At 38.3% G+C, this 26,176-nt stretch carries 16 protein-coding genes and 1 CRISPR repeat array; of the genes, 6 read left to right on the top strand and 10 right to left on the bottom strand.

Annotation, left to right across the window (positions count from 1 at the left end; all coding sequences use genetic code 11):
- The first annotated feature begins 2 nt into the window (after positions 1-2).
- On the top strand, positions 3-1,007 hold the full coding sequence (gene cas1b, locus ACZ48W_RS00150) for a type I-B CRISPR-associated endonuclease Cas1b (RefSeq protein WP_464828746.1): 1,005 nt from the start codon (positions 3-5) through the stop codon (positions 1,005-1,007).
- Positions 1,001-1,312, top strand: a complete 312-nt coding sequence (cas2, locus tag ACZ48W_RS00145; protein WP_464828745.1) for a CRISPR-associated endonuclease Cas2 — start codon at positions 1,001-1,003, stop codon at positions 1,310-1,312. The genes cas1b and cas2 overlap by 7 nt, the downstream gene beginning before the upstream one ends.
- Positions 1,313-1,487: 175 nt before the next feature.
- Positions 1,488-8,108: a CRISPR direct-repeat array (repeat unit 30 nt; unit sequence CTCGAACCGACACAAGAGTTGTATTTAAAT).
- Between the two features lie 83 nt (positions 8,109-8,191).
- Here cas2 and ACZ48W_RS00140 read toward each other — a convergent pair.
- A complete protein-coding gene (locus tag ACZ48W_RS00140; protein WP_464828744.1) occupies positions 8,192-8,959 on the bottom strand; it encodes a transposase in 768 nt (255 codons plus the stop codon).
- A gap of 131 nt (positions 8,960-9,090) precedes the next feature.
- Complete coding sequence (locus ACZ48W_RS00135) at positions 9,091-9,768, bottom strand: outer membrane protein (protein ID WP_464828743.1); 678 nt, start codon at positions 9,766-9,768, stop codon at positions 9,091-9,093.
- 145 nt (positions 9,769-9,913) lie between these two features.
- Between ACZ48W_RS00135 and ACZ48W_RS00130 the strand changes: the two genes are divergently transcribed.
- The 3 genes from ACZ48W_RS00130 to acs all read left to right on the top strand — a co-directional run bounded on the left by ACZ48W_RS00130 (position 9,914) and on the right by acs (position 15,532).
- Positions 9,914-10,699, top strand: a complete 786-nt coding sequence (locus ACZ48W_RS00130; protein WP_464828742.1) for a transposase — start codon at positions 9,914-9,916, stop codon at positions 10,697-10,699.
- A gap of 262 nt (positions 10,700-10,961) precedes the next feature.
- Complete coding sequence (locus tag ACZ48W_RS00125) at positions 10,962-13,400, top strand: EAL domain-containing protein (RefSeq protein ID WP_464828741.1); 2,439 nt, start codon at positions 10,962-10,964, stop codon at positions 13,398-13,400.
- Positions 13,401-13,588: 188 nt separating this feature from the next.
- The gene (gene acs / locus ACZ48W_RS00120; RefSeq protein ID WP_464828740.1) at positions 13,589-15,532 is read left to right on the top strand and encodes an acetate--CoA ligase; all 1,944 of its coding nucleotides are present in this window, start codon (positions 13,589-13,591) and stop codon (positions 15,530-15,532) included.
- 6 nt (positions 15,533-15,538) lie between these two features.
- Here acs and ACZ48W_RS00115 read toward each other — a convergent pair whose 3' ends face one another.
- From ACZ48W_RS00115 to ACZ48W_RS00105, 3 genes are all read right to left on the bottom strand, one after another.
- Positions 15,539-17,320, bottom strand: coding sequence for a sensor domain-containing diguanylate cyclase (locus ACZ48W_RS00115; RefSeq protein WP_464828739.1), 1,782 nt, complete (start codon positions 17,318-17,320; stop codon positions 15,539-15,541).
- 174 nt (positions 17,321-17,494) lie between these two features.
- Entirely contained in the window at positions 17,495-18,745 is a 1,251-nt protein-coding gene (locus tag ACZ48W_RS00110; RefSeq protein WP_464827685.1) for an IS110 family RNA-guided transposase, read from the bottom strand.
- Positions 18,746-19,130: 385 nt separating this feature from the next.
- Positions 19,131-19,790, bottom strand: a complete 660-nt coding sequence (locus tag ACZ48W_RS00105; protein ID WP_464828738.1) for a uracil-DNA glycosylase — start codon at positions 19,788-19,790, stop codon at positions 19,131-19,133.
- A gap of 42 nt (positions 19,791-19,832) precedes the next feature.
- Between ACZ48W_RS00105 and ACZ48W_RS00100 the strand changes: the two genes are divergently transcribed.
- A complete protein-coding gene (locus tag ACZ48W_RS00100; RefSeq protein WP_464828737.1) occupies positions 19,833-19,988 on the top strand; it encodes a hypothetical protein in 156 nt (51 codons plus the stop codon).
- Positions 19,989-20,029: 41 nt separating this feature from the next.
- Here the strand turns inward: ACZ48W_RS00100 and ACZ48W_RS00095 are convergent, their stop codons facing one another.
- The 5 genes from ACZ48W_RS00095 to ACZ48W_RS00075 all read right to left on the bottom strand — a co-directional run bounded on the left by ACZ48W_RS00095 (position 20,030) and on the right by ACZ48W_RS00075 (position 26,114).
- Positions 20,030-23,122: an efflux RND transporter permease subunit gene (locus ACZ48W_RS00095; protein ID WP_464828736.1), complete on the bottom strand. Its 3,093-nt coding sequence runs from the start codon at positions 23,120-23,122 to the stop codon at positions 20,030-20,032.
- Positions 23,115-24,188: an efflux RND transporter periplasmic adaptor subunit gene (locus tag ACZ48W_RS00090; RefSeq protein WP_464828735.1), complete on the bottom strand. Its 1,074-nt coding sequence runs from the start codon at positions 24,186-24,188 to the stop codon at positions 23,115-23,117. The genes ACZ48W_RS00095 and ACZ48W_RS00090 overlap by 8 nt, the downstream gene beginning before the upstream one ends.
- A complete protein-coding gene (locus ACZ48W_RS00085) occupies positions 24,188-25,378 on the bottom strand; it encodes a TolC family protein (RefSeq protein ID WP_464828734.1) in 1,191 nt (396 codons plus the stop codon). The genes ACZ48W_RS00090 and ACZ48W_RS00085 overlap by 1 nt, the downstream gene beginning before the upstream one ends.
- A 46-nt stretch (positions 25,379-25,424) precedes the next feature.
- A complete protein-coding gene (locus ACZ48W_RS00080) occupies positions 25,425-25,748 on the bottom strand; it encodes a hypothetical protein (protein WP_464828733.1) in 324 nt (107 codons plus the stop codon).
- Between the two features lie 63 nt (positions 25,749-25,811).
- Positions 25,812-26,114: a hypothetical protein gene (locus ACZ48W_RS00075; RefSeq protein WP_464828732.1), complete on the bottom strand. Its 303-nt coding sequence runs from the start codon at positions 26,112-26,114 to the stop codon at positions 25,812-25,814.
- Positions 26,115-26,176 lie beyond the last annotated feature (62 nt).

Here is a 26,176-nt window from a genome sequence, read left to right as displayed (position 1 = left end):
AAATGGCAAAAGAGCATACAAGATATATATTTAGTATGGGTGAGTTAAAACGCAAAGACAACTCTATTGCTTTTAAAAACAGTAAAGGTAATTTTTATCTGCCTATTGAAGATACCAGAGAACTCTACTGTATGAATGAAGTAACGGTAAATACCAAGTTTTTGGACTTCATAGCCAAGGCAGGGATCACTATTCATTTTTTTAATTATCATTCAAATTACAGTGGTAGTTTTTACCCTAAAGAGCAGTTGATCAGCGGTGATCTGACCATAAGGCAAAGTATGGCATATATTGATAAACGGTTGGTTATAGCAAAAGCAATAGTGCAGGGGATCGCTGACAATATTCATGAAGTACTCTATCATTATTACAGACATGGGAAAAAAGAACTAAAGCTGTTGCTTGATTGGCTTAAAAAGGATGTATCAAAATTTTTAGAAAAAGAGGTACACATAAAACAGATACTCTTCATAGAAGGGCAGATATGGAACCGATTTTACGATTGTTTCCAGTATTTTTTACCCAAAGATTTCATCATGAATAAACGGGTGAAACGACCTCCAGACAATCCCATGAATGCATTGGTAAGTTTTGGAAATACTTTGCTTTACACTAAAACCATCTCGGCTATTTATCATACGCATTTGAACCAGTCTATCAGTTTTTTACACTCTCCAAGAGAAGGCAGGTTTAGTCTGAGCCTTGATCTGTGCGAAGTATTTAAACCAGTCATTGTTTTTAAAACGATCTTTGACCTGGTCAATAACAAAAAGCTGCAAGTAACAAAGCATTTTGATAAAAACCTGAACTATGCACTACTCAATGAAATGGGGAAGAAAATATTTATAGAAGCATTTGAAAATCGTATGAATGAACCTTTTTTGCATCCCAAACTAAAGCGTAAAACCACTTATAAGAGTACCATTAAATATGATGCCTACAAATTAGTAAAATTTTTATTGGAAGAGAAAGAATTTGTACCATTTAAACTCAAGGATAGATGTTGAGTAAAAATTATAATTATAACTACGCTTTTGTATTTTATGATATTGCAGATATGGAAACAGATGCAGGAAAATACAGGGTAACCAAGGTTTTTAAGATTTGCAAAAAATACTTTAAACATCATCAGAAGTCTATTTTCAGAGGAAATATTACACCCTCGAATCTCATTAAATTTAGAGAAGAGATCAAAAAGGTAATAGATGAAAAACTAGATTTTGTTTCTATAGTCAAATTAAAAAATAAACATGTATTTGACGAAGAAATTTTAGGAACCAACGAGAAAGAAAATGAATCTCTTTTTCTATAAAATTTCCAAGTGACTTTTTAGTAAAAGAGTGTGTTTTGTGCTATAATTCATATGTTCTACTATGTTATTTAACATTTTATTGTTAAGTAAATTTTAGCTGGAAAAATTATATGGATTAAAGGCTATATAGGTACTTAAGAGAGTTTATATATTTATAAACCCCCATATGGCTTTACTCGAACCGACACAAGAGTTGTATTTAAATTATTGATTATGTTAATAGGAGTATTATCGCAATACTCTCGAACCGACACAAGAGTTGTATTTAAATGAGAGCTTAATGTTAGATATTATTGTATCAGTTTCCTCGAACCGACACAAGAGTTGTATTTAAATTTGGATTTCAAAGCAGATACAGAACCGAAGATTTTACTCGAACCGACACAAGAGTTGTATTTAAATTGGGATAATCCTTTATGTTTATTTATTAAAGGGCTAACTCGAACCGACACAAGAGTTGTATTTAAATAGTAGTGCCAGTTTCTCATCTTTGCCGCTGCTGCCCTCGAACCGACACAAGAGTTGTATTTAAATGCTAAACAGAAGTTAGCACATGATGGAATATACAGACTCGAACCGACACAAGAGTTGTATTTAAATCCGATAGTCAATTTTTGAGGCACTCTAAACGTAACCTCGAACCGACACAAGAGTTGTATTTAAATTGGCAGATGTACTTGCAAAAGAGTACAAAGATGTGCTCGAACCGACACAAGAGTTGTATTTAAATGCGAAGTGAAGTCTATTTCATCTACTGTTTTATCTACCTCGAACCGACACAAGAGTTGTATTTAAATCGCGAGACAGGTACAAGTATAGAGCGATTGCAGGAATCTCGAACCGACACAAGAGTTGTATTTAAATAGACCCAAGTCGGGCATTTCATCGTCAGAAAGAGAGTCTCGAACCGACACAAGAGTTGTATTTAAATTATGTAGGCTGCAGCACTAAATCAGATATTTCTTCTCGAACCGACACAAGAGTTGTATTTAAATATGTTTAGAGTTGCAGGGCTTGATGTTGCAGAGTCACTCGAACCGACACAAGAGTTGTATTTAAATAACTTTCTGCTATCTCCAAGAGCGTGGCGGTGAATCTCGAACCGACACAAGAGTTGTATTTAAATCCAGATAAGACGATTTCAAAATCTGGCAGCTCTATACTCGAACCGACACAAGAGTTGTATTTAAATGAAGTAATCATAAATCTATTATCAACAAGTGTTACAGCTCGAACCGACACAAGAGTTGTATTTAAATAATATTTTCCCGAAATTTTCAAGAGTCATAAAGTCCCTCGAACCGACACAAGAGTTGTATTTAAATCTAAATGGCTCTAGTATGTCATTCTCTTCTAATAGACTCGAACCGACACAAGAGTTGTATTTAAATAAGGTATAGCGAACTCTTCAACTGTGGATATCATGTCTCGAACCGACACAAGAGTTGTATTTAAATCCGTTTGCAAATGCTACAGAAGTTGTAGAAACTCCGCTCGAACCGACACAAGAGTTGTATTTAAATCAAGATAGAAGCAGAGATAGAGATCCTTACCGGTACTCGAACCGACACAAGAGTTGTATTTAAATGCAAAAAGAACAGCAGTGTATAAAGGGTTTAGTGCACTCGAACCGACACAAGAGTTGTATTTAAATACAGGAAAACTATAGCAGCACTTGCAATAAACCCTTCTCGAACCGACACAAGAGTTGTATTTAAATCAATTATGCAAATCACAATAACTAGCATTAAAACTTCTCGAACCGACACAAGAGTTGTATTTAAATGGAAAGAAAACTCTACTTTATACTTCACATGGAATCCTCGAACCGACACAAGAGTTGTATTTAAATTAGGAAGAGAGAGGGCAAAGAATATTACTTAAAAGACTCGAACCGACACAAGAGTTGTATTTAAATTGTTATTACGTTTTGATTGATCGCGTTTTCTTCCGTCTCGAACCGACACAAGAGTTGTATTTAAATGCCACAATCCGATAGACAAGCAAGAAAGTCACCTGCTCGAACCGACACAAGAGTTGTATTTAAATGAAATTGACTATCGGTGAGATCATCAAGAAATCAAGCTCGAACCGACACAAGAGTTGTATTTAAATTGTCAAAAGTCCTTAACCTTTATTTTTATGTATTCCTCGAACCGACACAAGAGTTGTATTTAAATATCAAGAACAGCTGGACGAATTGGAGAGCAAGGCGACTCGAACCGACACAAGAGTTGTATTTAAATAAAAAATAACGTCCATCTCTATAATACAATTCATTTACTCGAACCGACACAAGAGTTGTATTTAAATTAAGGCACGGCTAAATAGGTTTTTTCCTCAAAAACCTCGAACCGACACAAGAGTTGTATTTAAATAATGTTGGATAATTATCCCCATCAATTACCAGCACTCTCGAACCGACACAAGAGTTGTATTTAAATTAATGAAGTGACTCTCCTATGCCTTTTGCAAAGACTCGAACCGACACAAGAGTTGTATTTAAATTTATTGGATGATTAGGAGTAGACTCAATAATACCACCTCGAACCGACACAAGAGTTGTATTTAAATTCTTTTAAGTAATTCACTTTATAATATCCGCTCATACTCGAACCGACACAAGAGTTGTATTTAAATCTACTCTAAACAAAAACACATAAACATACTTACAAACTCGAACCGACACAAGAGTTGTATTTAAATATACCTCTATTCTATACTCCAAGCATGAAAAAGTCTCGAACCGACACAAGAGTTGTATTTAAATAATAGTGTCTCTATAGGGTCATCTTCATTTCGTGGCTCGAACCGACACAAGAGTTGTATTTAAATGGTCAAGAACGCTCACATCGCCTGCACTGGAAGAATTCTCGAACCGACACAAGAGTTGTATTTAAATCATCTAATATTGAGGATAAATGGAATCATTACATACTCGAACCGACACAAGAGTTGTATTTAAATACGATACTACAGCGGATGCAGGCAAAGCGACAACCGACTCGAACCGACACAAGAGTTGTATTTAAATGACATCCAGAAAGCATTTGGTGCAATAGATTACAATCTCGAACCGACACAAGAGTTGTATTTAAATGAGATTGAGTGCGAGTATGGCTCATTTGTAGAATTACTCGAACCGACACAAGAGTTGTATTTAAATAGAATAGAATCATTAGAATCTGTTCCGTCAGATGTCTCGAACCGACACAAGAGTTGTATTTAAATATGTGCAACATCTGTAACAGATTACGGTTTCGGTGTCTCGAACCGACACAAGAGTTGTATTTAAATATTCACCGGCACGCTCTTGGTGATAGCAGAAGATTTCTCGAACCGACACAAGAGTTGTATTTAAATGGGTTTATAAAATATGCTGTTCGGATAAAAGGATTTCTCGAACCGACACAAGAGTTGTATTTAAATAGTCTAATATCTGTAATTCTCAGCGGAGCAGCAATTCTCGAACCGACACAAGAGTTGTATTTAAATTATGAATACTGCTTCCGTAAACTTGCATCAAAATGACTCGAACCGACACAAGAGTTGTATTTAAATCCTGGCCGCTGTGCTGCACAAGCTCTGCAAATTCCTCCTCGAACCGACACAAGAGTTGTATTTAAATGAAAGAGATGCACCGGGTATTGTGTTGCGAAGAACTGCTCGAACCGACACAAGAGTTGTATTTAAATTGTAGTGTAACAATGTTAAAACAGTTCAATTTGCCGCTCGAACCGACACAAGAGTTGTATTTAAATGGATATAGCGATACCATTAGGGGATGAATTATCAATCTCGAACCGACACAAGAGTTGTATTTAAATGGGGTAAGCCTAAGTCCAAATCAAGAGAAGTGGCAGCTCGAACCGACACAAGAGTTGTATTTAAATTTGCTAAAGTATCGTCCGTTTGTACCTTGATATGTCTCGAACCGACACAAGAGTTGTATTTAAATACTTTCCCATCTTCCATCATTTTATCAACCTTTTCTTCTCGAACCGACACAAGAGTTGTATTTAAATCTACTCTAAACAAAAACACATAAACATACTTACAAACTCGAACCGACACAAGAGTTGTATTTAAATATACCTCTATTCTATACTCCAAGCATGAAAAAGTCTCGAACCGACACAAGAGTTGTATTTAAATAATAGTGTCTCTATAGGGTCATCTTCATTTCGTGGCTCGAACCGACACAAGAGTTGTATTTAAATGGTCAAGAACGCTCACATCGCCTGCACTGGAAGAATTCTCGAACCGACACAAGAGTTGTATTTAAATCATCTAATATTGAGGATAAATGGAATCATTACATACTCGAACCGACACAAGAGTTGTATTTAAATACGATACTACAGCGGATGCAGGCAAAGCGACAACCGACTCGAACCGACACAAGAGTTGTATTTAAATGACATCCAGAAAGCATTTGGTGCAATAGATTACAATCTCGAACCGACACAAGAGTTGTATTTAAATGAGATTGAGTGCGAGTATGGCTCATTTGTAGAATTACTCGAACCGACACAAGAGTTGTATTTAAATAGCGCATCAGCATCAACATTGTTTTCTGCCGTAATTGCCTCGAACCGACACAAGAGTTGTATTTAAATCCAAAAGAAAACAATCGGTGCAGGCTGATCTTGAATCTCGAACCGACACAAGAGTTGTATTTAAATATTATAATATCTAAACTATCAACTCGTGTTACACCCTCGAACCGACACAAGAGTTGTATTTAAATAACCTTGCAGCTTCCGCCTTGCTGTCAAAGATAAACTCGAACCGACACAAGAGTTGTATTTAAATGCGCTAAAGTTAACCGTATGAGTTCTACTTCCGTATCTCGAACCGACACAAGAGTTGTATTTAAATTCCTGAATCTGTTTACAACATGTATAAAACAGGTATCTCGAACCGACACAAGAGTTGTATTTAAATTCCAATACAGAAATAAGCCAAAAGCGGAGGCACATGCTCGAACCGACACAAGAGTTGTATTTAAATCTTGTTCTGATTCTGTTTCTTTGCATTCTGATTATACTCGAACCGACACAAGAGTTGTATTTAAATGAACATCTATAGAGAAAAGGCGTAAAGAGTTAAAAGCTCGAACCGACACAAGAGTTGTATTTAAATAATACTGGTGATGCAACGACTCCAAATGTAGGGAATCTCGAACCGACACAAGAGTTGTATTTAAATGCCATAGGCTTAATAAAAGTTGATAGCTCATCTCCTCCTCGAACCGACACAAGAGTTGTATTTAAATTGTTAAATAAGGGACTCTATCTCCTCTGGACCTCTCCTCGAACCGACACAAGAGTTGTATTTAAATGACTCTGCGATCTTCCTTGAAGTCTATCAGCATGGCCTCGAACCGACACAAGAGTTGTATTTAAATAGGATCGGATTCTCTGGTGTGATAGTCGTACCAAGACTCGAACCGACACAAGAGTTGTATTTAAATCATCTGAAATGGGTAATGTGCTTAGTTCAGCAAAAACTCGAACCGACACAAGAGTTGTATTTAAATGGATCATGCCACCGCTAGATATGCGGTAGGATATACCTCGAACCGACACAAGAGTTGTATTTAAATACGATATACACCCCTTTTGTCTCGATATAAGGTGAGCTCGAACCGACACAAGAGTTGTATTTAAATATACCAACCTTTTTGGCTTTTGAAAGTTCTGTATCTCTCGAACCGACACAAGAGTTGTATTTAAATGGATCATGCCACCGCTAGATATGCGGTAGGATATACCTCGAACCGACACAAGAGTTGTATTTAAATACGATATACACCCCTTTTGTCTCGATATAAGGTGAGCTCGAACCGACACAAGAGTTGTATTTAAATATACCAACCTTTTTGGCTTTTGAAAGTTCTGTATCTCTCGAACCGACACAAGAGTTGTATTTAAATTATACTTTCACATCATCGCAGAAATTAAGTAGCTTTGCTCGAACCGACACAAGAGTTGTATTTAAATATTAGAAATCTAAAAGCTACTTTCGTCTGTTCGTGTTTCTCGAACCGACACAAGAGTTGTATTTAAATAGATAAACAGTAATATCCTCATCATTCTCTCCTATTCTCGAACCGACACAAGAGTTGTATTTAAATTATGCCAAAATGATCTTCGCACCGGCTTTCCTTAGCTCGAACCGACACAAGAGTTGTATTTAAATGTTGAAACTCCTATGATATTACCTGTAACAGTTGACTCGAACCGACACAAGAGTTGTATTTAAATGACGGTGGGGCAGGTACTTATATCGGTGATGTTATCTCGAACCGACACAAGAGTTGTATTTAAATGAACTTCCAAAAAGGTTGGGGTAAGTTTCCAAATGCCTCGAACCGACACAAGAGTTGTATTTAAATAGTTTTGAAGCCAACTTTTTACCGTTTTTTGAACAGCTCGAACCGACACAAGAGTTGTATTTAAATTGTTAAATAAGGGACTCTATCTCCTCTGGACCTCTCCTCGAACCGACACAAGAGTTGTATTTAAATAGCTTATGGCAAACCCTATGGAGCAGGGGTATCTTCCTCGAACCGACACAAGAGTTGTATTTAAATCCCATTACAGCACCTCAACATCTATTTCTTTTTCTCTCTCGAACCGACACAAGAGTTGTATTTAAATGCGACAATAATGCAGGTGAGCGTTATGACTGGTGGCTCGAACCGACACAAGAGTTGTATTTAAATGAGTCTGGGTCGATTCTGCCTCTTTTTTTTCAAGATCTCGAACCGACACAAGAGTTGTATTTAAATTGTAGATATGGAAGCTTTCACGCGTTGGTACATAACCTCGAACCGACACAAGAAAGGATAGGGGACAGGTGAACGTAATCGTACTAACTATACCTTTTGATAATCCCATGAATCGTTGATTGTGCCATACCTAACACTTTAGCAATCATATGCTGAGAATATCCCTCTTGGTATGCTTTTATAATGGTCTCGTTTCTTACTTTTATATCAGTAATATCTTGGAACAACTTTTTGAGTTCTTCCTCTTTTGGTCTGTTATCAACATTGGGAGCTTCGACCAAAGAAGATGCATTTTTTAGCTCTTGTAATTGTTGTCTGTCCACAGGTCTTGTTAAAAACGCTTCTATGGCTTCTATATTATCTTTATAGCATTGTACTATCCATGCATGTTGAAGACATTCCGGTATATTATGGCAGTCAAGGAAGTAATGGTATGAACTGTAAGGATACGCTTTGATATCTTGCACCATATTGGCTTTGAGTGGGTTTTGTTCTATGTAGCGCATAAGTGTATAGAAGTAGGCTTCATCTGTGACATACCACGATTTAAATCTTCCTTGCCAGAGATGTCCTGTGCGTTTGTTCTTTTTGTTGAAGTAGATTGAGTAGTTCAGATTGAGCTGTCTCATGAATTTGGAGAGATTTTCACTCTGTATCTCCAGTAGTATATGGTAGTGGTTAGACATAAGACAATAGTTGTGTATCGTAATGCCAAAGCTTTTGGCATAAAAACACATCAGTTCTTCAAACTGCTCATAATCGGCGGGCTCTTCAAATATACACATCTGTGCCACACCTCTGTTGACGAGATGGTACTTCCCTAATAGTTCTATACGTGGTTTTCGTGGCATGGGGCATCTCCTCTTTGTTGGTATATTAGGAGTGTAGCACAAAATAGATTACGATTACGTTCACCTGACCCCTATGCTCTGCTCTTCGCTTTCGAAACGCCCCCCAGCGGTGGGGGGGGAAACTTCGTGTATCAGAAGCGGTAACTTACCCCAAGCATCAAGTTGTTGGAATCGTAATCGACATGCGACGGACCTCCATGAACGAAATCTGCTGTATTGTAATTCGTATAACGATATTGAATTCTCGTATTGAGATTTTCATTGATCTTCTTCTCGATACCCGCACCGATTGTCCAACCTGTAACAGTATCGGTTCTGCTGCCATAACCACCATCTGGAATATAGATTGTCTCCAGTTCCGTCCAGGCTACACCGCCAGTGATATAGGGCATAATGTCCCCCATGATTTTCCCGGCTCTAAGCAAGAGGGCGGCATCCCAGTTCTGCTCCACTTTATATTTTTCGCTACTAAATGTACTACTGAGACCATCGTCATCTACAGACATCCAGTTGACCACAGCCTCAACGCCAAGCAGCAAGTTATCCTCCAGCAGCCAGTTGTATCCCATATAGAGACCGCCGGCAAATCCGCTTGGATCGAGACTAAAATTAGACGGATAGTTCGGGATACTGACATCTGCATCTCCAAAAACGCCACCTGCCTGGATTCCCGCATATGGGCCACTCCATGCGTCTACAACTTCTACAACCGGTTCTACGACCGGTTCTACCGGTGCTATATCTCCACCTGCCATTGCAAATGTACTCATTGCCAAAACTGCCGCTAATGAAAGAGAAAACTTTTTCATAATACTTCCTTTTATTTGAATTGTTCCATCTATATTTTATCTTATCTTTTTTAATCTTAAGCCAACAACAAAAGGGTCAACAAAAGGGTCAGGCGTTGAATATACATTTTATTTTGCTATACTATAGAAAAATAAGGAGTAGGTGATGTCAAGAAGGCCGCGTATAGACCTGGCAGGGTATCATCATGTCATCAATCGTGGAGTGAACCGTTCTGCTATCTTCAGATCGAATGATGATTATGAAATGTTTTTAAAGATCCTTTGTAAAGCATGCAGAGCATATAGAGTAATAGTGCATGATTATTGTCTGATGCATAATCATTTTCATCTGCTGATCGAAACAGAACTGGACAATCTTTCACTTTTTATGAAACAGGTTAACAGTAATTATGCGATCTATGCAAATAAAAAACAAAAAAGATCCGGTCACTTCTGGCAGGGAAGATTTTACTCACGACATATCAACAGTGAAGCATATTACTATACACTTATACGTTATATAGAACAAAATCCGATAGAAGCAAATATAGCAAAGAGGGTGGGAGAATACCCCTATACATTGGGAGCAGTGATCGCCAATAAACAAACACCCATACCCTGTGCAAAAAAATCCAAATTGCTGGCAGAACTGGATTATGAAAATATACAGAAACTCATAGGCGTAACTTTGGGAGAAGAGGAACTGAAAATACTTGATGCGATCCAAAAACAAAAAGTGATCACTAAAGACAATATTCATAAGCATGCTTATTTGAAAACATTAGAGAAACATTTCAAAGATAGTAAAACCAGGAATGAGAGAAATATCAGCATTATCAATGCCTGTAATGACGGATACACACAAGCCCAGATCGCAAAGCATTTGTGTGTATCCCGTTCACTTATTTCAAAGATCGTTAAAAGTAGATATTCAACGCCTGACCCTAACTAGGGTCGGTTGCACTCAAAATTGATAATGCTATAGAAAGTACGCAAAGGAGATGGTTCATTCTTTTTCTTATGGGGTGGTTACCATGTTATTGTACTCTTTTAGAAAGCAAGGTAGATAAAATATTGTCTAATGTAAAATAAATGATAATTTTATTTGTGTAAAAGTTTAGGATAGATCCTAGATAGCATATGAAGTTGACAACTATGAAAACTCTATTTTAAATAGGGGGATATATAGTAGAATTGGTGAAAAAGGCTAATATATGAAACAAAGTATAAAATTGTTTATTATATTTGCACTTTTACTCTTTGCCGTTATTGGCTATAAAACCTATGAGCAATACCATCGTATTGAAGATACACAAAAACTCATTATCCAGAACGAGAGCCAATCTCTTGCAGAATTCATCTCTGCATTTCGTCAAACCTATCAGGATATTTTTCTACATAACCATATTACTGTCAATGAAAAAACAATTAACCTGCTTCCTGTCAAGACCACAAGAAAGATAAGTGATCATTTTTCATCAAGTGTTCAAGGTGATGTTATTATACGTACTGTTTCAGACCGTCCTCGAAATATAAATAATATGGCAAACGATTTTGAGTTGAAAATGATTCAGTACTTTAAAAAAAACCCTAACGAAACATATAAATTCATTCAGAAAAATAATGTATATCATTATATAAAACCTCTGTTTATTAAAGAATCCTGCCTTAAGTGTCATGGTAAGCGTGAGAATGCCATACCAAGTATTCGTGACAAGTATGAAAATGCATATGATTATAAGCTTGGTGATATACGGGGATTGTTAGATATACAGATTAAAGAGCGTGGTTTGTTTTCTGCAATGTATTCCGATTTTACAGATACACTTATAAGTACTGTCTTTCTTTATATTGTTTTTTTGATCATTATCTATATATTGATACGGAAAATACATGCCAAAGAGGAACAATATACCCAACAGCTTGAAACAGATATAAAAACGAAAACGTATGAAATAAAAAAGCAAAAAGATACCTTTCAAACTTTATTTGAAAAATCATCAGATGGTATTTTGATTATTGATAATGGCAAGTTTATCCAGTGTAATGAGAAAATCATGAAGATGTTTCATTATGATTCCAAAGAGGAGATGCTGAATCTCCATCCCTCTGATCTTTCTCCTGAATTTCAAGCTGATGGCCATAGTTCTTATGAAAAAGCTGAGGAAATGATAACTCTTGCCAGAGAAAAAGGCGGACATCAATTTGAGTGGGTGCATGTTAAAGCAAATGGTGAAAAATTTCTAGCTGAAGTTACACTGACACCCATTATTTTGAATGACCGTAATGTTGTGTATGTTACGGTAAGAGATATTTCTGAGAAGAAAAAAGCACAGAAAGAGCTTCTTGAACAAAAAAATATTTTACATTACCAGGCATATCATGATGCTTTAACAGGATTACCTAATCGTATTCTCTTTAATGAGAGGTTAAGGTATGGGATCGAACAGGCAAAAAAGAACAAGACAAAAATTGCACTCTTTTTTATTGACCTTGACCACTTTAAGCAGATCAATGACTCATTAGGTCATCAAGTTGGTGATAAAGTACTTATAGCAGTTACAAAACGCTTAAAATCCAAGATCAGGAAAAAAGACACTCTGGCCCGTTTAGGCGGAGATGAATTCACTATCATTATGGAAGATTTCAACAAGATACAGGATGCATCATTATTGGCAAAAAAAATCCTTAGAACCTTAGCTGAACCTATGCATATCGATAATCATATACTTTATGTCTCGGGGAGTATTGGTATCAGTATTTACACTTTGGATTATCCGGATATAGATAATCTTATAAAATATGCTGATGCGGCTATGTACAAAGCAAAAGAGGAGGGACGGAATAATTTCCAGTTTTATTCATCTGAAATGACTACATTGGCATTTGAACGTGTCGCCATGGAAGCAAAGTTACATCAGGCACTAAAAAAAGAAGAGTTTGTACTCTACTATCAGCCGCAAATAGATGCCAATTCCGGAGAATTGCTAGGTATGGAAGCTTTAATACGCTGGCAGCATCCTACTATGGGATTACTCTTCCCTGAAACATTTATTTCTCTGGCCGAAGAGACAGGACTGATCGTTGAAATAGATAAATGGGTCATAAAAACTGCTATGAAACAAATATACAAATGGTACCAAGAAGGATTCACCCCCGGTATACTTGCAGTTAATCTTTCTATGAGACAATTCAGGAGCAATGATTTTATCCAGATACTTCAAGAAAACATAATGACAATCAATTTTAAACCCGAATGGTTGGAACTGGAAGTACCGGAAGGGCAAATGATGCAAAAGCCCGAAGAAACCATTCATAAACTTGAACAGATCAGTGCTATGGGTATTGCAATCGCGATCGATGACTTTGGTACCGGATATTCTTCATTGGCATATTTAGAACGTTTACCGGTAAATACACTCAAGATCGATCAATCTTTTGTAAGAGGGATACCAAAAGACAAAGAGGATATTGCTATCATAAAATCGATCATCGCACTTGCAAAAAGTCTTAAGCTTAATCTTATTGCAGAAGGTGTTGAGACAGATGCTCAAAAAAAGTTTCTTTTAGATAACGGTTGTAAAACTATACAGGGGTATTATTACAGTAAACCGATACCTGCCAATGAGATCAAAGAAAAATATTTAATCTGAAGTATCTGATAAATATTCATTTTGAGCATGGGATCATTATTGAAAATAGTCAGAAAATATAAAGTGTAACAAATAAGACTAAATTACTCCTATTTAAAAAACCCTTTATTCTTTTTCTTTTCAAATCTCTCTTTTTTATGATAAACTAACCCTAATATAATTCATAATAGATGAAAAAAGGAATCTACATGACAAAAGAAATTTTCAACCCCAATCCTGAATTTGCACAGAATGCCGCTATACCCAATATGGAAGCGTACTGGAAGTTACAGAACAAAGCCATAGAAGACTATGAAGGCTTCTGGAAAGAGTTTGCCGATGAAAAAATAGACTGGCTGGCACCATATGAAAAAGTACTTGATGAGAGAAACGCACCGTTCTATGAGTGGTTCACCAATGGAAAGCTCAACGTCTCCAACCAGTGTATAGACAGGCACCTTGCAGACAAAGCGGACAAGACAGCGATCCTCTTTGAAGGGGACAGGGGAGATGTAGAGCACATCAGCTATGCACAGCTCTCACTGCGTGTCAATAAAATGGCAAACCTTCTCAGAAACGAGTTCGGCATCACCAAAGGTGACAGAGTTGTACTCTATATGCCGATGATCCCTGAAGCAGCCTATGCCATGCTGGCATGTGCCCGTATAGGAGCTGTACACTCCATCGTATTTGGCGGATTCTCTGCAGAAGCATTGAAAGACCGTATCGAAGATGCGGAAGCAAAGATCGTCATTACTGCTGACGGAGCCTACAGAAAAGGAAAACCGTATATGCTCAAACAAGTCGTTGATGATGCACTTTCACAGGGTGGGAAAAGTATTGAAGCGGTCCTTGTTGTCAAGAGGAACAATGAAGAGATCAACTGGGTAGAAGGCAGAGACCACAACTACAATGAACTCATTGAACATCAGCATGCAGAGTGTCCTTTTGAACTGATGGACAGCGAAGACCCGCTCTTTCTACTTTATACCAGCGGAAGTACAGGCAAACCAAAAGGCGTACAGCACTCAACTGCCGGGTACATACTCTGGGCACAAATGACCATGGAATGGGTCTTTGATGTGAAAAAAGATGACATTTACTGGTGTACGGCAGATATAGGCTGGATCACAGGACATACCTACATCGTGTATGGCCCTCTTGCAGCAGGAACAACAACACTGATGTTCGAAGGAGTACCGACATACCCGGATGCCGGACGTGCGTGGAAGATGGTACAGGACCACAAGATCACTCAGTTCTACACCGCACCGACAGCCATCCGTGTACTTCACAAAATGGGCAAAGATGAACCTAAGAAGTATGACCTCTCTTCACTCAAAGTACTTGGAACCGTAGGGGAGCCAATAGACCCTCCGGCATGGAAATGGTATTATGAAGTCGTAGGAAATTCCAAATGCGCTATCGTCGATACATGGTGGCAGACTGAAACAGGAGGACATATGATCTCTCCACTTCCCGGAGCAACACCGATCAAACCTGCATGTGCCACATTCGCACTTCCGGGTATCATTGCAGAGATTATAGACCCTGACGGTACACCCAAAGAGGTAGGGGAGACAGGACTTCTTTGTATCACACGCCCATGGCCGAGTATGATACGCACGATCTGGGGCGATCCTGAACGTTACAAAAAAGCCTACTTCGGAGATGCAGTGAAAGACGGAAAACCGGTCTACTTCTCCGGTGACGGTGCTGTAGTCGATGAAGACGGGTACATTACGATCACCGGCCGTGTGGATGATGTCATCAACGTTTCGGGCCACCGTATGGGTACTGCCGAGATAGAAGCAGCCGTCAAAAAAGATGATTCTGTAGCAGAAGTAGCCGTAGTAGGGCGCCCGCATGACATTAAAGGGGAGTCCATCTTCATCTATATCGTACTCAAAGAGGGACACATCAACAAAGATATCAAGAACCACATCAATGCATTGCTCTCTAGCGAGATCGGGAACATCGCCAAAGCAGACCATATCATCGAAGTACCGGGACTGCCTAAAACACGTTCCGGCAAGATCATGAGAAGAATTCTTCGTTCCATTGCAAAAGGCGAGGAGATCACACAGGACATCTCAACGCTTGAGGACCCGTCTATCGTCCATGAGATCATTACCAAAGCAAGAGAAGCCTAAAACCCCCTAGGCTTCAAGATAACATACTCGGTTTCGGCCATTTTCCTTCGCTCTGTAAAGGGCTTGGTCAGACCGTTTGAAGACGGTCTGAATATCGGGATCTTCTTTTTGAAAAACAGCTAAACCTATACTTACTGTTAGCTGTAACACCTGATCTTCAACTTCGATCTTTTTTTCAGCAATATTCAATCGTATACGTTCTCCAAGCTGATGGGCAGATTCTCTTCCCGTCATTGGCATTAACAGGGAAAACTCTTCTCCTCCTATTCTGGCAAGGATATCTGTCGTACGAATAATAGCAGCAATATTTTCTGCTACAGCTATAATCGCATGATCACCGGTCTGATGCCCATATGTATCATTCACCATCTTAAAATTGTCAATATCAATGATCAACAATGAAAGTTCTGTATTGTGATGCATAGCATATTCGATCTCATAGGCACATCTCTCAAAAAAAGCTCTCCGGTTTAAAAGATTGGTCAGGGGGTCAGTAGATGCCTGATACTGAAGATCTTTTTCCCTTTCTTTTTGCTCTTCAAGTTCCATTTCCAATTCATTTTTTACCCTGAGCAGCATTTCCGTTTGAGTTTTAACCATCTGGGATAAACGTGCAGCTTCTGTCTGTTCATATTTCAGAAGCTTCTCTTGCGTATCGAGTTTCTCTTGACGTAAAAGATTGATACGGTAAGCAAGCAACAGTGAAAAAAGTATGATCTCAAAGAAAGAACCGATGATCGGTGCATGACTCAGTATAACACTGTACGGGAGTATGCCTAACGCAAGTTGACTGATGATGATCATGCTTGTAATATAGATAGTAAGTCCGATCAGATACAGTCTTGCAATCTTCTGACCTTTATATAGAGCCCAAAAAGCAACAAACAAGAGAAAAGGAAGCAGAGGAGATGCAGACATATTCATAAAATAAAAACCTGAATGCATAGAAATAAGCATCCAGACAAGACTGATCACTAAAATAAATATAAATCCATTTAATATTTTATGCAGAAAAGGGAAATATTTTTTTGTTGACAGAATAGATTGTGAGAAGAGAATGAGTAAAGTAAAGAAAATGGGAATAGTTATCTGTAAAAGATCATAGGTATGTATATCAATATAAGGAAGGAGGACCCCTTTATAATTTGCTGCCCAGAGAATGAAGACAAATACATATCCGATATAATAAAGATAGACTTTTTCCCGTAAATAAAAAAAGAGGATAAGGTTATATAATGCAATAATGATAATGGCAGAAAAATAAAAAAGGTATATATTCTTTTTTAATTGGATATCATGAAGGAACTGTTCATCTGTTTTTAGCTGCAGTGCACCAAAGACACCATAAATGGAAGCTATATGCACATAGAGTTCTTTGCTTTCGTACGGTGCAAAACGAAGTGGGAAAGAAGGATTCGACTCTTGGATTTCACGCTCCGATACAGGAACATGCAATCCATTCTTCTTATGGATGATCGGGTCGGACAGTATATACAGATCAATTGTTTTATGGATGATCTCTGTGAATTCCAGGACCATATTTTTTGTTTCATTTGAATCATTATAAACAGAAAAACGGAACCAGAAGTTGTTTTCTTTATATCCAAAGGTGAAAGCATTGGAAATTCTTTTCGTAAAATGCAGTTTTGATATTTTTTCTATACCCCGGGATCTACCGGGTTCTTCTTCAAAGTATTCTACTTGAAAATCAGTATAGGAAGAGATATTGTTTTTCAAGTCTACTTCGGGAAGGGCAGACTGAACAGTAGTGGGAACACATAAAACCATCCTATAAAGAATAGCTTAAACCAATAGCTGTTTTTTATAGACAGAGGTATCCTGTTGGATTATTTGAGTATTTGAAAAGAATATTCAAATGATCAAATAGATACTAAAACAATATTTGGTCAATGTTCATTAAAAACTCATTGTTTTCACAAGTGCTAAAACTAACGGGAATATTTACCTGTTGGGGATAAATACTCTATGGGCTTGATAAGGTTCATTGTGTTTGACTATGGAATACATGATCGCTGCTATTTTCTTGGAGATAATGATTAAAGCTTCTTTCTTGGATTTACCCGAAGAGACTTTGTCTCGAAAGATCTTGTTTAGCTGAGGATTGTGCAATACAGATCCTACTGCAGCCATATAAAGTGCATGTTTGGCAATAGGTATGCCTCTTTTTGCAAGCCTGCCTATAGAATTGGAGTTGCCAGATTGATACTGTGTAGGATAAAGACCAAGATAGCCAATAAAAGCTTTGGCTGAATCAAATCGCCTGAGATCTCCACATTCTCCTAATATGGCAGAAATGGTTTTATCTGAGATACCGGGTATACTTTGGAGATTTTCAATAGAATTGTCAATTGTATTTATTTCTTCGGTAATAAGTTGTTTGATTTGTTCTTCAATATGCTTCTTTTCTTGACATAAAAGCTCTAATATCCTAATATTAGTAGTGATCATTAGAGATCTGGCTTCATAGGCACGACCAGCATATACTGAAGTATTGGCAAGATCGATCAGGAACTTGGCTTTATCTTCAGAGAAGTTGTTACCTTTGATATGACGGAATAGACGAGTCAGCTTCTTTGGCGTAGCTTTTTGCATATCTATTGCAGTAGGGTAGACTTTGATGATCGCAAGTGCTGTCTTGGTAAAGATATTTGGAAATACTCTGCCAATCTCAGGATTGACAGTCGCCATTACAGTAGAGATTTCCCTCTTGATGGTTTTTATCTTCTTCTCCAGTGAACGTTTGGTTCTGCCTAATACCTTGACTGAATGATAGGCATCATTGGAGATATGACTCTCTTTGTATTTACCGGTAGATAAAAGTTCCGCAATGACATAGGCATCAATCGCATCATTCTTTACTTTTCGTATGGTACGGAAATCACGAAACTTGGCAGTCTGATAAGCGTTTAGCAAAACGGCTTGGTAGTCATTGTCTGTAATATATTCATACAAATTCTCAGAAAAAGCTCCTGTTGATTCTATACCAATAATAAAATCATCATTGTCTAATGACAGGTTGGCAAACTGTTCAATCAGCCTTCTTAACCCAAGAATATCCGTATAGATCCAAAATGGTTTTACAGCAAATTCACCAGCATCATCCAGGATGCACACATAATGTTTTTTTTCAGCAACATCAATTCCAACATAATACATTTTAAACCCCTTGAGTGTTAGTTTTAAAGTTCTCATAGCTTCGTGTTATACAAGGTAGAAGTTCTTACACTCCTCCTTAGCATCCTATAGATGATTTTATAAAGCTAACACAAGACGTTTTATGTGCTGGTACCAAAGTCCAAAAAGGAAAAAAACTTGTTTACTGTTAGCTTTTGTGAAAACTATGAGTCTTTATTGAACTCAACCTTATTTTATCGATTTGGTTGATAAATAGATTATACGAAGGATCATTATGAATATCAATAGATTGAGAGGCATCAATCTCAACCATTTTTTTTCTTCTGCTCTCCATGATCTATTCACACATTCCCCTCCCAATATTACAACTTCCCAATTGAATATTTTTATTATATCACAAAAGTTATATATAGGACAGAGTTATATTTATATAAAGTTATATTTATATAAAGTTCTTCACTTTTAACAGATCTTCAAATACCTCTTTTTTGGCACTTGGATTCCTCAGCAGATAACTTGGATGATATGTAGGAATAAGTGTATATCCATTTTGTTTATGTAGTGTTCCCCGTATTTTAGTAATGTGCGTTTCGTCACCGGTAAGATAATGATAGGCTGTAGCACCCAGTGTCACAACAAGTTTCGGCCTGATAAGTTCTATCTGTTTTAAAAGATAGGGCTGGCAGGTATGTGCCTGGGTGGCTGTCGGAACCTGGTTGTTCGGCGGACGGCATTTCACGATATTTGTAATGTAGACATCATTACGGGAAAGATGCAATACATTTTCTATCATCTTGGTAAGAAGCTCGCCTGAACGCCCTACAAAAGGTTTACCGCTGCTGTCTTCAGTGGCCCCGGGAGCTTCTCCGATGAAAAGCAGCTCAGCATGAGGATTTCCTTCACCGAACACAACCTTTTGACGACTTTTACTCAGTTCACAAAGATGACAGTTCTCTGCCTGTTTTTGGAGTGACTCAAGTGTATTTGGCAGAGAAAGGTCCAGTTCATCCTCTTTATAGGGTGTAATATCTGTATATTTGTAGCCTAATTGCCTGAGTTGATAAAGTTGTTTGAGCAAGAGTGCATTATGTAGGTTTTTCATAGCGTAATTATATCTAAAAAACCATATTGCTATCGTTAGCATATGAAGAAGCCGTTACTGTTATTTCTTCTTTTTGTTATCTTATTGGTTCTTGTAAAAACCGCCTACGATAAATACTGCAGATCAAAACCGGAAGGGTGCAAAAAAGAGATGTATGACGAGAATCAGGGACTGCCTGAAAAGGGGATCGACTGGTAAATAAAAGTAGAGACAGGTCCCTACCTTTATTTAAATAGCTCTTATTGTTTTTTCTTTTCCTCTTCCACTCCTGCACAACATCCCTTTGAGAACTTCAGATAAAGTATAGGCAGTATGATCAGCGTAAGCAGTGTCGAAGAGATAAGACCATTGATCACAACGATAGCCAGAGGTCTTTGGATCTCTGAACCCGGCCCGGTGGCAAAGAGCAGGGGAAGAAGACCGAATGCAGCAATGGTAGCGGTCATCAATACTGGTCTGAGTCTCTTAATAGCGCCTTCTACGACTGCATCTCTGAGCTCTGTACCGTTTTTGATAAGGTAATTGAAATAGTTCACCAGTACGACCCCATTGAGTACGGCGATACCAAGGAGGGCGATAAACCCAACGGATGCAGGTACCGACATATACTCTCCGCTCAGATAGAGTCCTATGAATCCGCCTATCAAAGCCAACGGTACATTGATCAGTACGATAACCGCCTGTGTCAAAGAACCGAAAGAGACAAAGAGCAGAATAAACACTAAAAAGAGTGCCAAAGGTACAATGATCGCCAATCTGGATGCGGCTCTCTGTTGATTTTCAAACTCTCCGCCGTAGGCAAGATAGTATCCTGCAGGCAGTTTGACCTCTTTACCGATCTTTGCCTTGGCTTCTTCTACAAAACTTACAAGGTCACGGCCTTCCACATTCGTCTGTACAATGGTTTTTCTATATCCATGTTCATGTTCTATCTGTACCGGTCCTGCATTGGAGATGAATTTTACAAAATTACTTAATGGAACAGCCTTGCCGTTTTCCAGCGGATAGTAGAGTTTTCTGATCTTATCCAGAGAGTTCTGCAGGTTTTCATCTCCTTTGACCATAAGATCGATACGACGCATACCTTCCTGAATGATACCTGCCTGTACCCCTGTGACCATTACTTTGAGGAAATCGTTGATCTCCTGCTGGCTGATCCCGTGATATGCCATCGCTTTTTTGTCAAATTCCAATTCAAAATACTCAACACCTTCATTGGCTTTTTTATAGACATCACTGCTTCCTGGAATGGTTTCAAGTATACCTTTTATCTGTACAGCGATCTCTTCGAGTTTCTCATTGTCACTGCCAAAGATATCGATAGCCAGATCGCCCCTGACCCCTGTAAGCATTTCCGATACTCTCATTTCGATAGGCTGTGTAAATCCATACTCTATACCTACGAACTGGTCAAGGACCTTTCTGATCTCTTCAATGACAAATTCTTTGGAGGGTTCTCTCCACTCTTTTTTCTCTTTGAGTACTAAAAAGGTATCGGTATCGTTAAGCCCCATAGGATCAAGACCCAGTTCATCACTTCCTGTTCTTGCGATAATATTTTTGATCTCAGGTACAGACTCCAAAAGCTTTTTTTGTATTTTAAGATTGAGTGTCAGACTCTCTTGCAGTGAAATGGACGGGAGCATCTCAACACCGATGATAATACTTCCTTCATCCATCGTAGGCATGAACGCCTTACCTGTTTTTGATGCAAGGTAAAGTGAACCCCCAAAGAGTATCAGTACCGCCAGGATAATACCTTTGGCATGTTTTAGACAAAATATGAGTACAGGTCTGTATACTTTCGTAAGAAGTTTGATAAGGTATGACTCTTTGTCAGGTCTTTTGCTTAGGATAAATGAACTCAGGACTGGTATGAGCGTTAACGCAAGGACCAGTGAACTGAAAAGTGCGAAAATGATACTGAGTGCCACAGGCCTGAAGAGTTTGCCTTCAAGTCCTTCCAGTGTAAGAAGAGGCATGAATACAATGATGATGATCAATACACCTGTAATGATGGATGGTGCCATCTCCAGTGTGGCACCATAGATGATATGCAGTTTGCTTTGCCGTTTATGTTTGGGGTTTCCGAGTTCAGCCGTAATATGTTCAACAACAACTACGGCAGAGTCCACCAGTATCCCGATGGCAATAGCAAGTCCTCCAAGACTCATAAGGTTTGCGGTAAGTCCAAAGTACTGCATAGCAATAAAACTCATCAGCAGGGCAAAAGGAAGGATAAGCGCAACACTTACGGCTGAAGCAAGATTCCCCAGCATAACAAGCAGGATCACCATAATGAGTATGATGGCTTCATAGAGAGCATTTTTTACTGTATCTGTTGCAAGGTTCACAAGATCGGAACGGTCATAGAATATCTCTATTTTGGTATCACCGGGCAGCATGGGTTCAAGTTTTTTCAGTTCTTCTTTCACTTTTTCAAGTACAATCCCGGTATTCGTACCTTTAAGTCCAAGTACCAATCCCTGTACTGCTTCTCCCTCTCCGTTCTTGCTTACAAAGCCTGCACGGGTAAGATAACCGAATTTTACAGTACTTACATCACCAAGTGTAATGACTTTATCTGCACTTTTGCCTACGGGTAATGTTTCAATATCATGTAGATCTTTCAGCTGTCCTACACTACGTACCAATATACTCTCCACTCCTTGGGAGACACGTCCTGCACCATCATTCTGATTGTTCTTTTCAAGTGTCCGGAAGATTTGTTCAAGTGTAACACCCATTGTTCTCATTTTATTTAAATCAGGTACTACTTCATACGTTTTGACTTTTCCACCAAGGGCGTTCACCTCTGCCACACCGCTTACAGAACGGATCTTGGGAGCAATGATCCAGTCCAGAAGAGTTCGTTTCTCTTCAAGTGAAAGTCCGTTTGATTCGATAGTGAACATCAAAATATCACTTAATGGCGTAGAGATAGGTGCAAGTCCCCCTTCCATATTCGCAGGGAGTTCGCCTTTGATATCTGCAAGTCTTTCGCTTACCTGTTGTCTGGCCCAGTAAATATCTGTACCGTCTTCAAAATCTATGGTGATATCACACAAGCCGTATTTGGCAGTAGAACGCATCATTGTCTCATGCGGGATACCAACCATCTTCATTTCTATAGGTACGGTAATACGGGACTCTATCTCGGCAGGGGTCATCCCGCTTGATTTGATGATGATCTTTACCTGAGTAGGGGAGATGTCAGGAAAGGCATCCACCGGAAGCTCTTTATAGGCTTTGATACCAAAACCGAGTATCACCAGTGCCAGAAGAGAGAAGAAGAGCCTCTGTGCGAGTGCGAAACCTATGATCTTATTCATTATTGTCACCCAGCATATTTTTCAGTATGGCTATAGAATTCACTGCTATTTTGTTTTTCAGCCTCTTAGAAGGTTTAATGAAATAATAGTTGTCATCTTCAGCAAGTATGGTTACCGGTACAGCAGTAAACCCTTCTTTGGTTTTGATAAATACAATTTGAGTATTTCCCTCTTTGATCACAGAAGTTTTCCTGATCTTAAGACTCTCTCCTGAAAGAGTGATCCTTGCACTGGTACGAAGTCCCGGAACAATATCTGTATCTGACGGTACAGAAAAACGTATTTGCCTGGTCTGGTTCTCAGGATTGATCACAGGAGAGATCTGCAGTATCGTTGCGTTAAAAGTCTTGTTTGTAAAAGATATCTCTACATTCTCTCCTTCATGAAGATTTTCTGTTCTCTGAGCTTCTATATTGCTCTCAAGCCAAAGCGGACCTTTTTCCTGGATCACGAAAAGTGCATCAGCAGGACTTGTACTCTTCCCCGGGGTAGCATGAAGTTCTACGATACTGCCATCAATAATACTTTGTATCTTTATCGTCTGGGAGAGTTTCAGATCTTTAAAGAGTGTTGAGATCATTTCATCACTCGCTCCATAGCTTTTCAGGAGTGCTTTGGATGCAGCAACTTTGATCTTGTCCGTTTCAAGTTCTGCATTGGCAGCAACACACTCTTTTTGAGGAATGATCTCTTCTTTACAAAGCATATTCTTACGTTCGGTCAGATGTTTGTGATGACGGAACTCTATTGCATCAGCTATGGCTTTTTGTTGTATCTCTATCCATTCGGTACCTGTTACTTCTGCAAGCACATATCCTTTAGTGACTTCCTGATATTTTGCAACATTCAGTTTTTTTACATTTGCTTCAAAAGGCAGTGAAATAGTATGCAGAAGTGATGGTGGTGTCACTACTTCGGTAATGAACTCACCCAAGGGGATCCTTTTTGAGATTTGCGGTGTTTCGACTCTGATCTGCCAATTCTTTTCCTGCTCAGGAGTCATTTGTATCTTTTCAGCATTGAGTGTAAATGCCAATAGTGTCAATAATAGTAGTTGTTTTTTCATTAGTTGTCCTTTTTTTCACTGATAGTATAGAGTTTGAAAAGTGTATTGTAGTACGCTTTTTTCGTAGCATATATCTCTTGTCTGAGCTGGTATGATTTTTGTCTGTTAAGGAGGTATTCGATCACAGAGGTTTCACCCAGATCATAACTCTTCTTTATCAGAGGTAAGAGTTTTTTCTGATAATTCCGGTAATTTCTTTTTAATGTCTGAACCATCAATGCATGACTCTTTAGCTGAGATCTTAACTGTGAGAGCAGACTTTTCTTTTCTATCATGCTTTGTTCAAATTCAAAGCTAACAGCACTGTTTCGGTACATTGCTGCAGCACGTTCATGCTCTGATCTTCTGCTGCTGAATGTAAGAGGGACAGAAACACCTACCGAGTATTTATCTATATCAAGTTCATTACTGTACTGTACAGAAAGATCAATGGATTCGAAGGCCATGGAGTGTCTCTTCAGTGCTTCCTGTGTACTTTGTACCCGTTTTTGATACGCATCTTTTGAGAGTTCAAAGGTATCGGAAAGTGTAACGTCACTTCGTATAGGATACATATCTCTGCATGAAAGTTTTGCATGTTTCATATCCTTGATATTACTTAACATCAAGAGATTTTCTTTAGAGATCTCCTGCTGCATCTGCATTTCCTGAAGTTGGGCATAGAGTCTGTTCTTTTCTGTTTCAAGCTGCATCAGTTCTCTTTTTGATATCTCTTGATATTCATAGGCTTTTTGTTTCTTTTTATACAGTTTTACAAGATCAAGGTAACTCTGTTTAAAACTTCTGTAATTTTGAACATCAAGACAGTGTTGATGATATATATTTTTCAGTCCATTTTTAAAATGCAGAATATTTTTCTCTTTTTCCAATAAATAAGCCTGGTTGGAAAGACGTGTGATCTTTTGTTCCTGTGCCTGAATATCACCCAGCATGAATTTTTTTGAAATACCTACTGAGTATTCATTCCCCTGTATTCCTGTATCCGGATATGCTTTCGTACCTTCACCGAATACTTCAATGGGGTCAGAGGCTGTATTTGCCTGATTCCTGGCTTCCAGAGCCAGAACTTCCTGCTGTAATGCTTTAGACAGAGCACTGTTCTGCCCGGCAGATCTCAATACTTTGTCAAGTGTATATGTTGATGCATATCCTGTCTGCATCAAAAAGAGAGATAAAACAATATATTTCATGATGTTGTTTCCTTTATGGTTATAAATATTTTTAAATGCAGATCTGTCATTTTGATAAGATCTTGGAGATAATGGAGCCGTCAAGGGCATTGATCTCTATTTTGCAATTTTCTGTATAGCTTCGGTAAAAAAGCAACTGACCTTTGTGTCTGAGTCTTTGGGATATGACATTTTCTCTACAATACAAAGCAGCTGTTTTTTTGGCTTCTTCATACTTGACCCTGGCTAACTGTTGCAACTGTATCTGTTTCTTCAGTTTGAGAGAACTCTTATGGTTGTATGTGTGAAGCGGTATAGCATCATCTACCATCAACTGCGTATTTGCAGTACAGATGACAGAGAACACTATTGTAAATAATAGTATTTTCATAGGTTGACCTTTTTTATATAGATATAGAGTATGGTGTATGAATTGATCGTGGTATATAAAAGGTTATGCTATTGGAGGTTTATTGGTATTTTCTTTATGGGGCGGTGTATATTGCAATAGATAATAGGAGTGTGTTTTCTCTTTTTTGAAGGAGAGGACATTACTGCCGACAGACGAGACAAGGCCTACAAAATGGAACATACTGTGTATTTCATTGATATCGGTACATTCCTGTGCCCCTGCATCATTACTTACATAATTTGTAACTGATACTTTATCATTTGTTTCCAGCATACTGATGACCGTATCATGTACTATGACAAAAGAGAGCATAAGAATAACAACAAAAATGATTTTAGATCGCATTATTATGTTCCTTTGAAATAAGATAAAGCAGTTTACATAAAAAAATCTTAAATGTAGATGAA

The organism is Sulfurovum aggregans (genome assembly GCF_055385215.1).
This window is presented reverse-complemented; position numbering and strand designations above follow the sequence as displayed.

What these genes read in the sequence shown, in the direction of transcription:
- ACZ48W_RS00105 (WP_464828738.1), bottom strand. Translation starts at nt 19,790, where the DNA reads ATGAAAAACCTACATAATGCACTCTTGCTCAAACAACTTTATCAACTC.
- acs (WP_464828740.1), top strand. Translation starts at nt 13,589, where the DNA reads ATGACAAAAGAAATTTTCAACCCCAATCCTGAATTTGCACAGAATGCC.
- ACZ48W_RS00100 (WP_464828737.1), top strand. Translation starts at nt 19,833, where the DNA reads ATGAAGAAGCCGTTACTGTTATTTCTTCTTTTTGTTATCTTATTGGTT.
- ACZ48W_RS00140 (WP_464828744.1), bottom strand. Translation starts at nt 8,959, where the DNA reads ATGCCACGAAAACCACGTATAGAACTATTAGGGAAGTACCATCTCGTC.
- cas1b (WP_464828746.1), top strand. Translation starts at nt 3, where the DNA reads ATGGCAAAAGAGCATACAAGATATATATTTAGTATGGGTGAGTTAAAA.
- cas2 (WP_464828745.1), top strand. Translation starts at nt 1,001, where the DNA reads ATGTTGAGTAAAAATTATAATTATAACTACGCTTTTGTATTTTATGAT.
- ACZ48W_RS00075 (WP_464828732.1), bottom strand. Translation starts at nt 26,114, where the DNA reads ATGCGATCTAAAATCATTTTTGTTGTTATTCTTATGCTCTCTTTTGTC.
- ACZ48W_RS00135 (WP_464828743.1), bottom strand. Translation starts at nt 9,768, where the DNA reads ATGAAAAAGTTTTCTCTTTCATTAGCGGCAGTTTTGGCAATGAGTACA.
- ACZ48W_RS00115 (WP_464828739.1), bottom strand. Translation starts at nt 17,320, where the DNA reads ATGGTTTTATGTGTTCCCACTACTGTTCAGTCTGCCCTTCCCGAAGTA.
- ACZ48W_RS00085 (WP_464828734.1), bottom strand. Translation starts at nt 25,378, where the DNA reads ATGAAATATATTGTTTTATCTCTCTTTTTGATGCAGACAGGATATGCA.
- ACZ48W_RS00095 (WP_464828736.1), bottom strand. Translation starts at nt 23,122, where the DNA reads ATGAATAAGATCATAGGTTTCGCACTCGCACAGAGGCTCTTCTTCTCT.
- ACZ48W_RS00130 (WP_464828742.1), top strand. Translation starts at nt 9,914, where the DNA reads ATGTCAAGAAGGCCGCGTATAGACCTGGCAGGGTATCATCATGTCATC.
- ACZ48W_RS00080 (WP_464828733.1), bottom strand. Translation starts at nt 25,748, where the DNA reads ATGAAAATACTATTATTTACAATAGTGTTCTCTGTCATCTGTACTGCA.
- ACZ48W_RS00090 (WP_464828735.1), bottom strand. Translation starts at nt 24,188, where the DNA reads ATGAAAAAACAACTACTATTATTGACACTATTGGCATTTACACTCAAT.
- ACZ48W_RS00110 (WP_464827685.1), bottom strand. Translation starts at nt 18,745, where the DNA reads ATGAGAACTTTAAAACTAACACTCAAGGGGTTTAAAATGTATTATGTT.
- ACZ48W_RS00125 (WP_464828741.1), top strand. Translation starts at nt 10,962, where the DNA reads ATGAAACAAAGTATAAAATTGTTTATTATATTTGCACTTTTACTCTTT.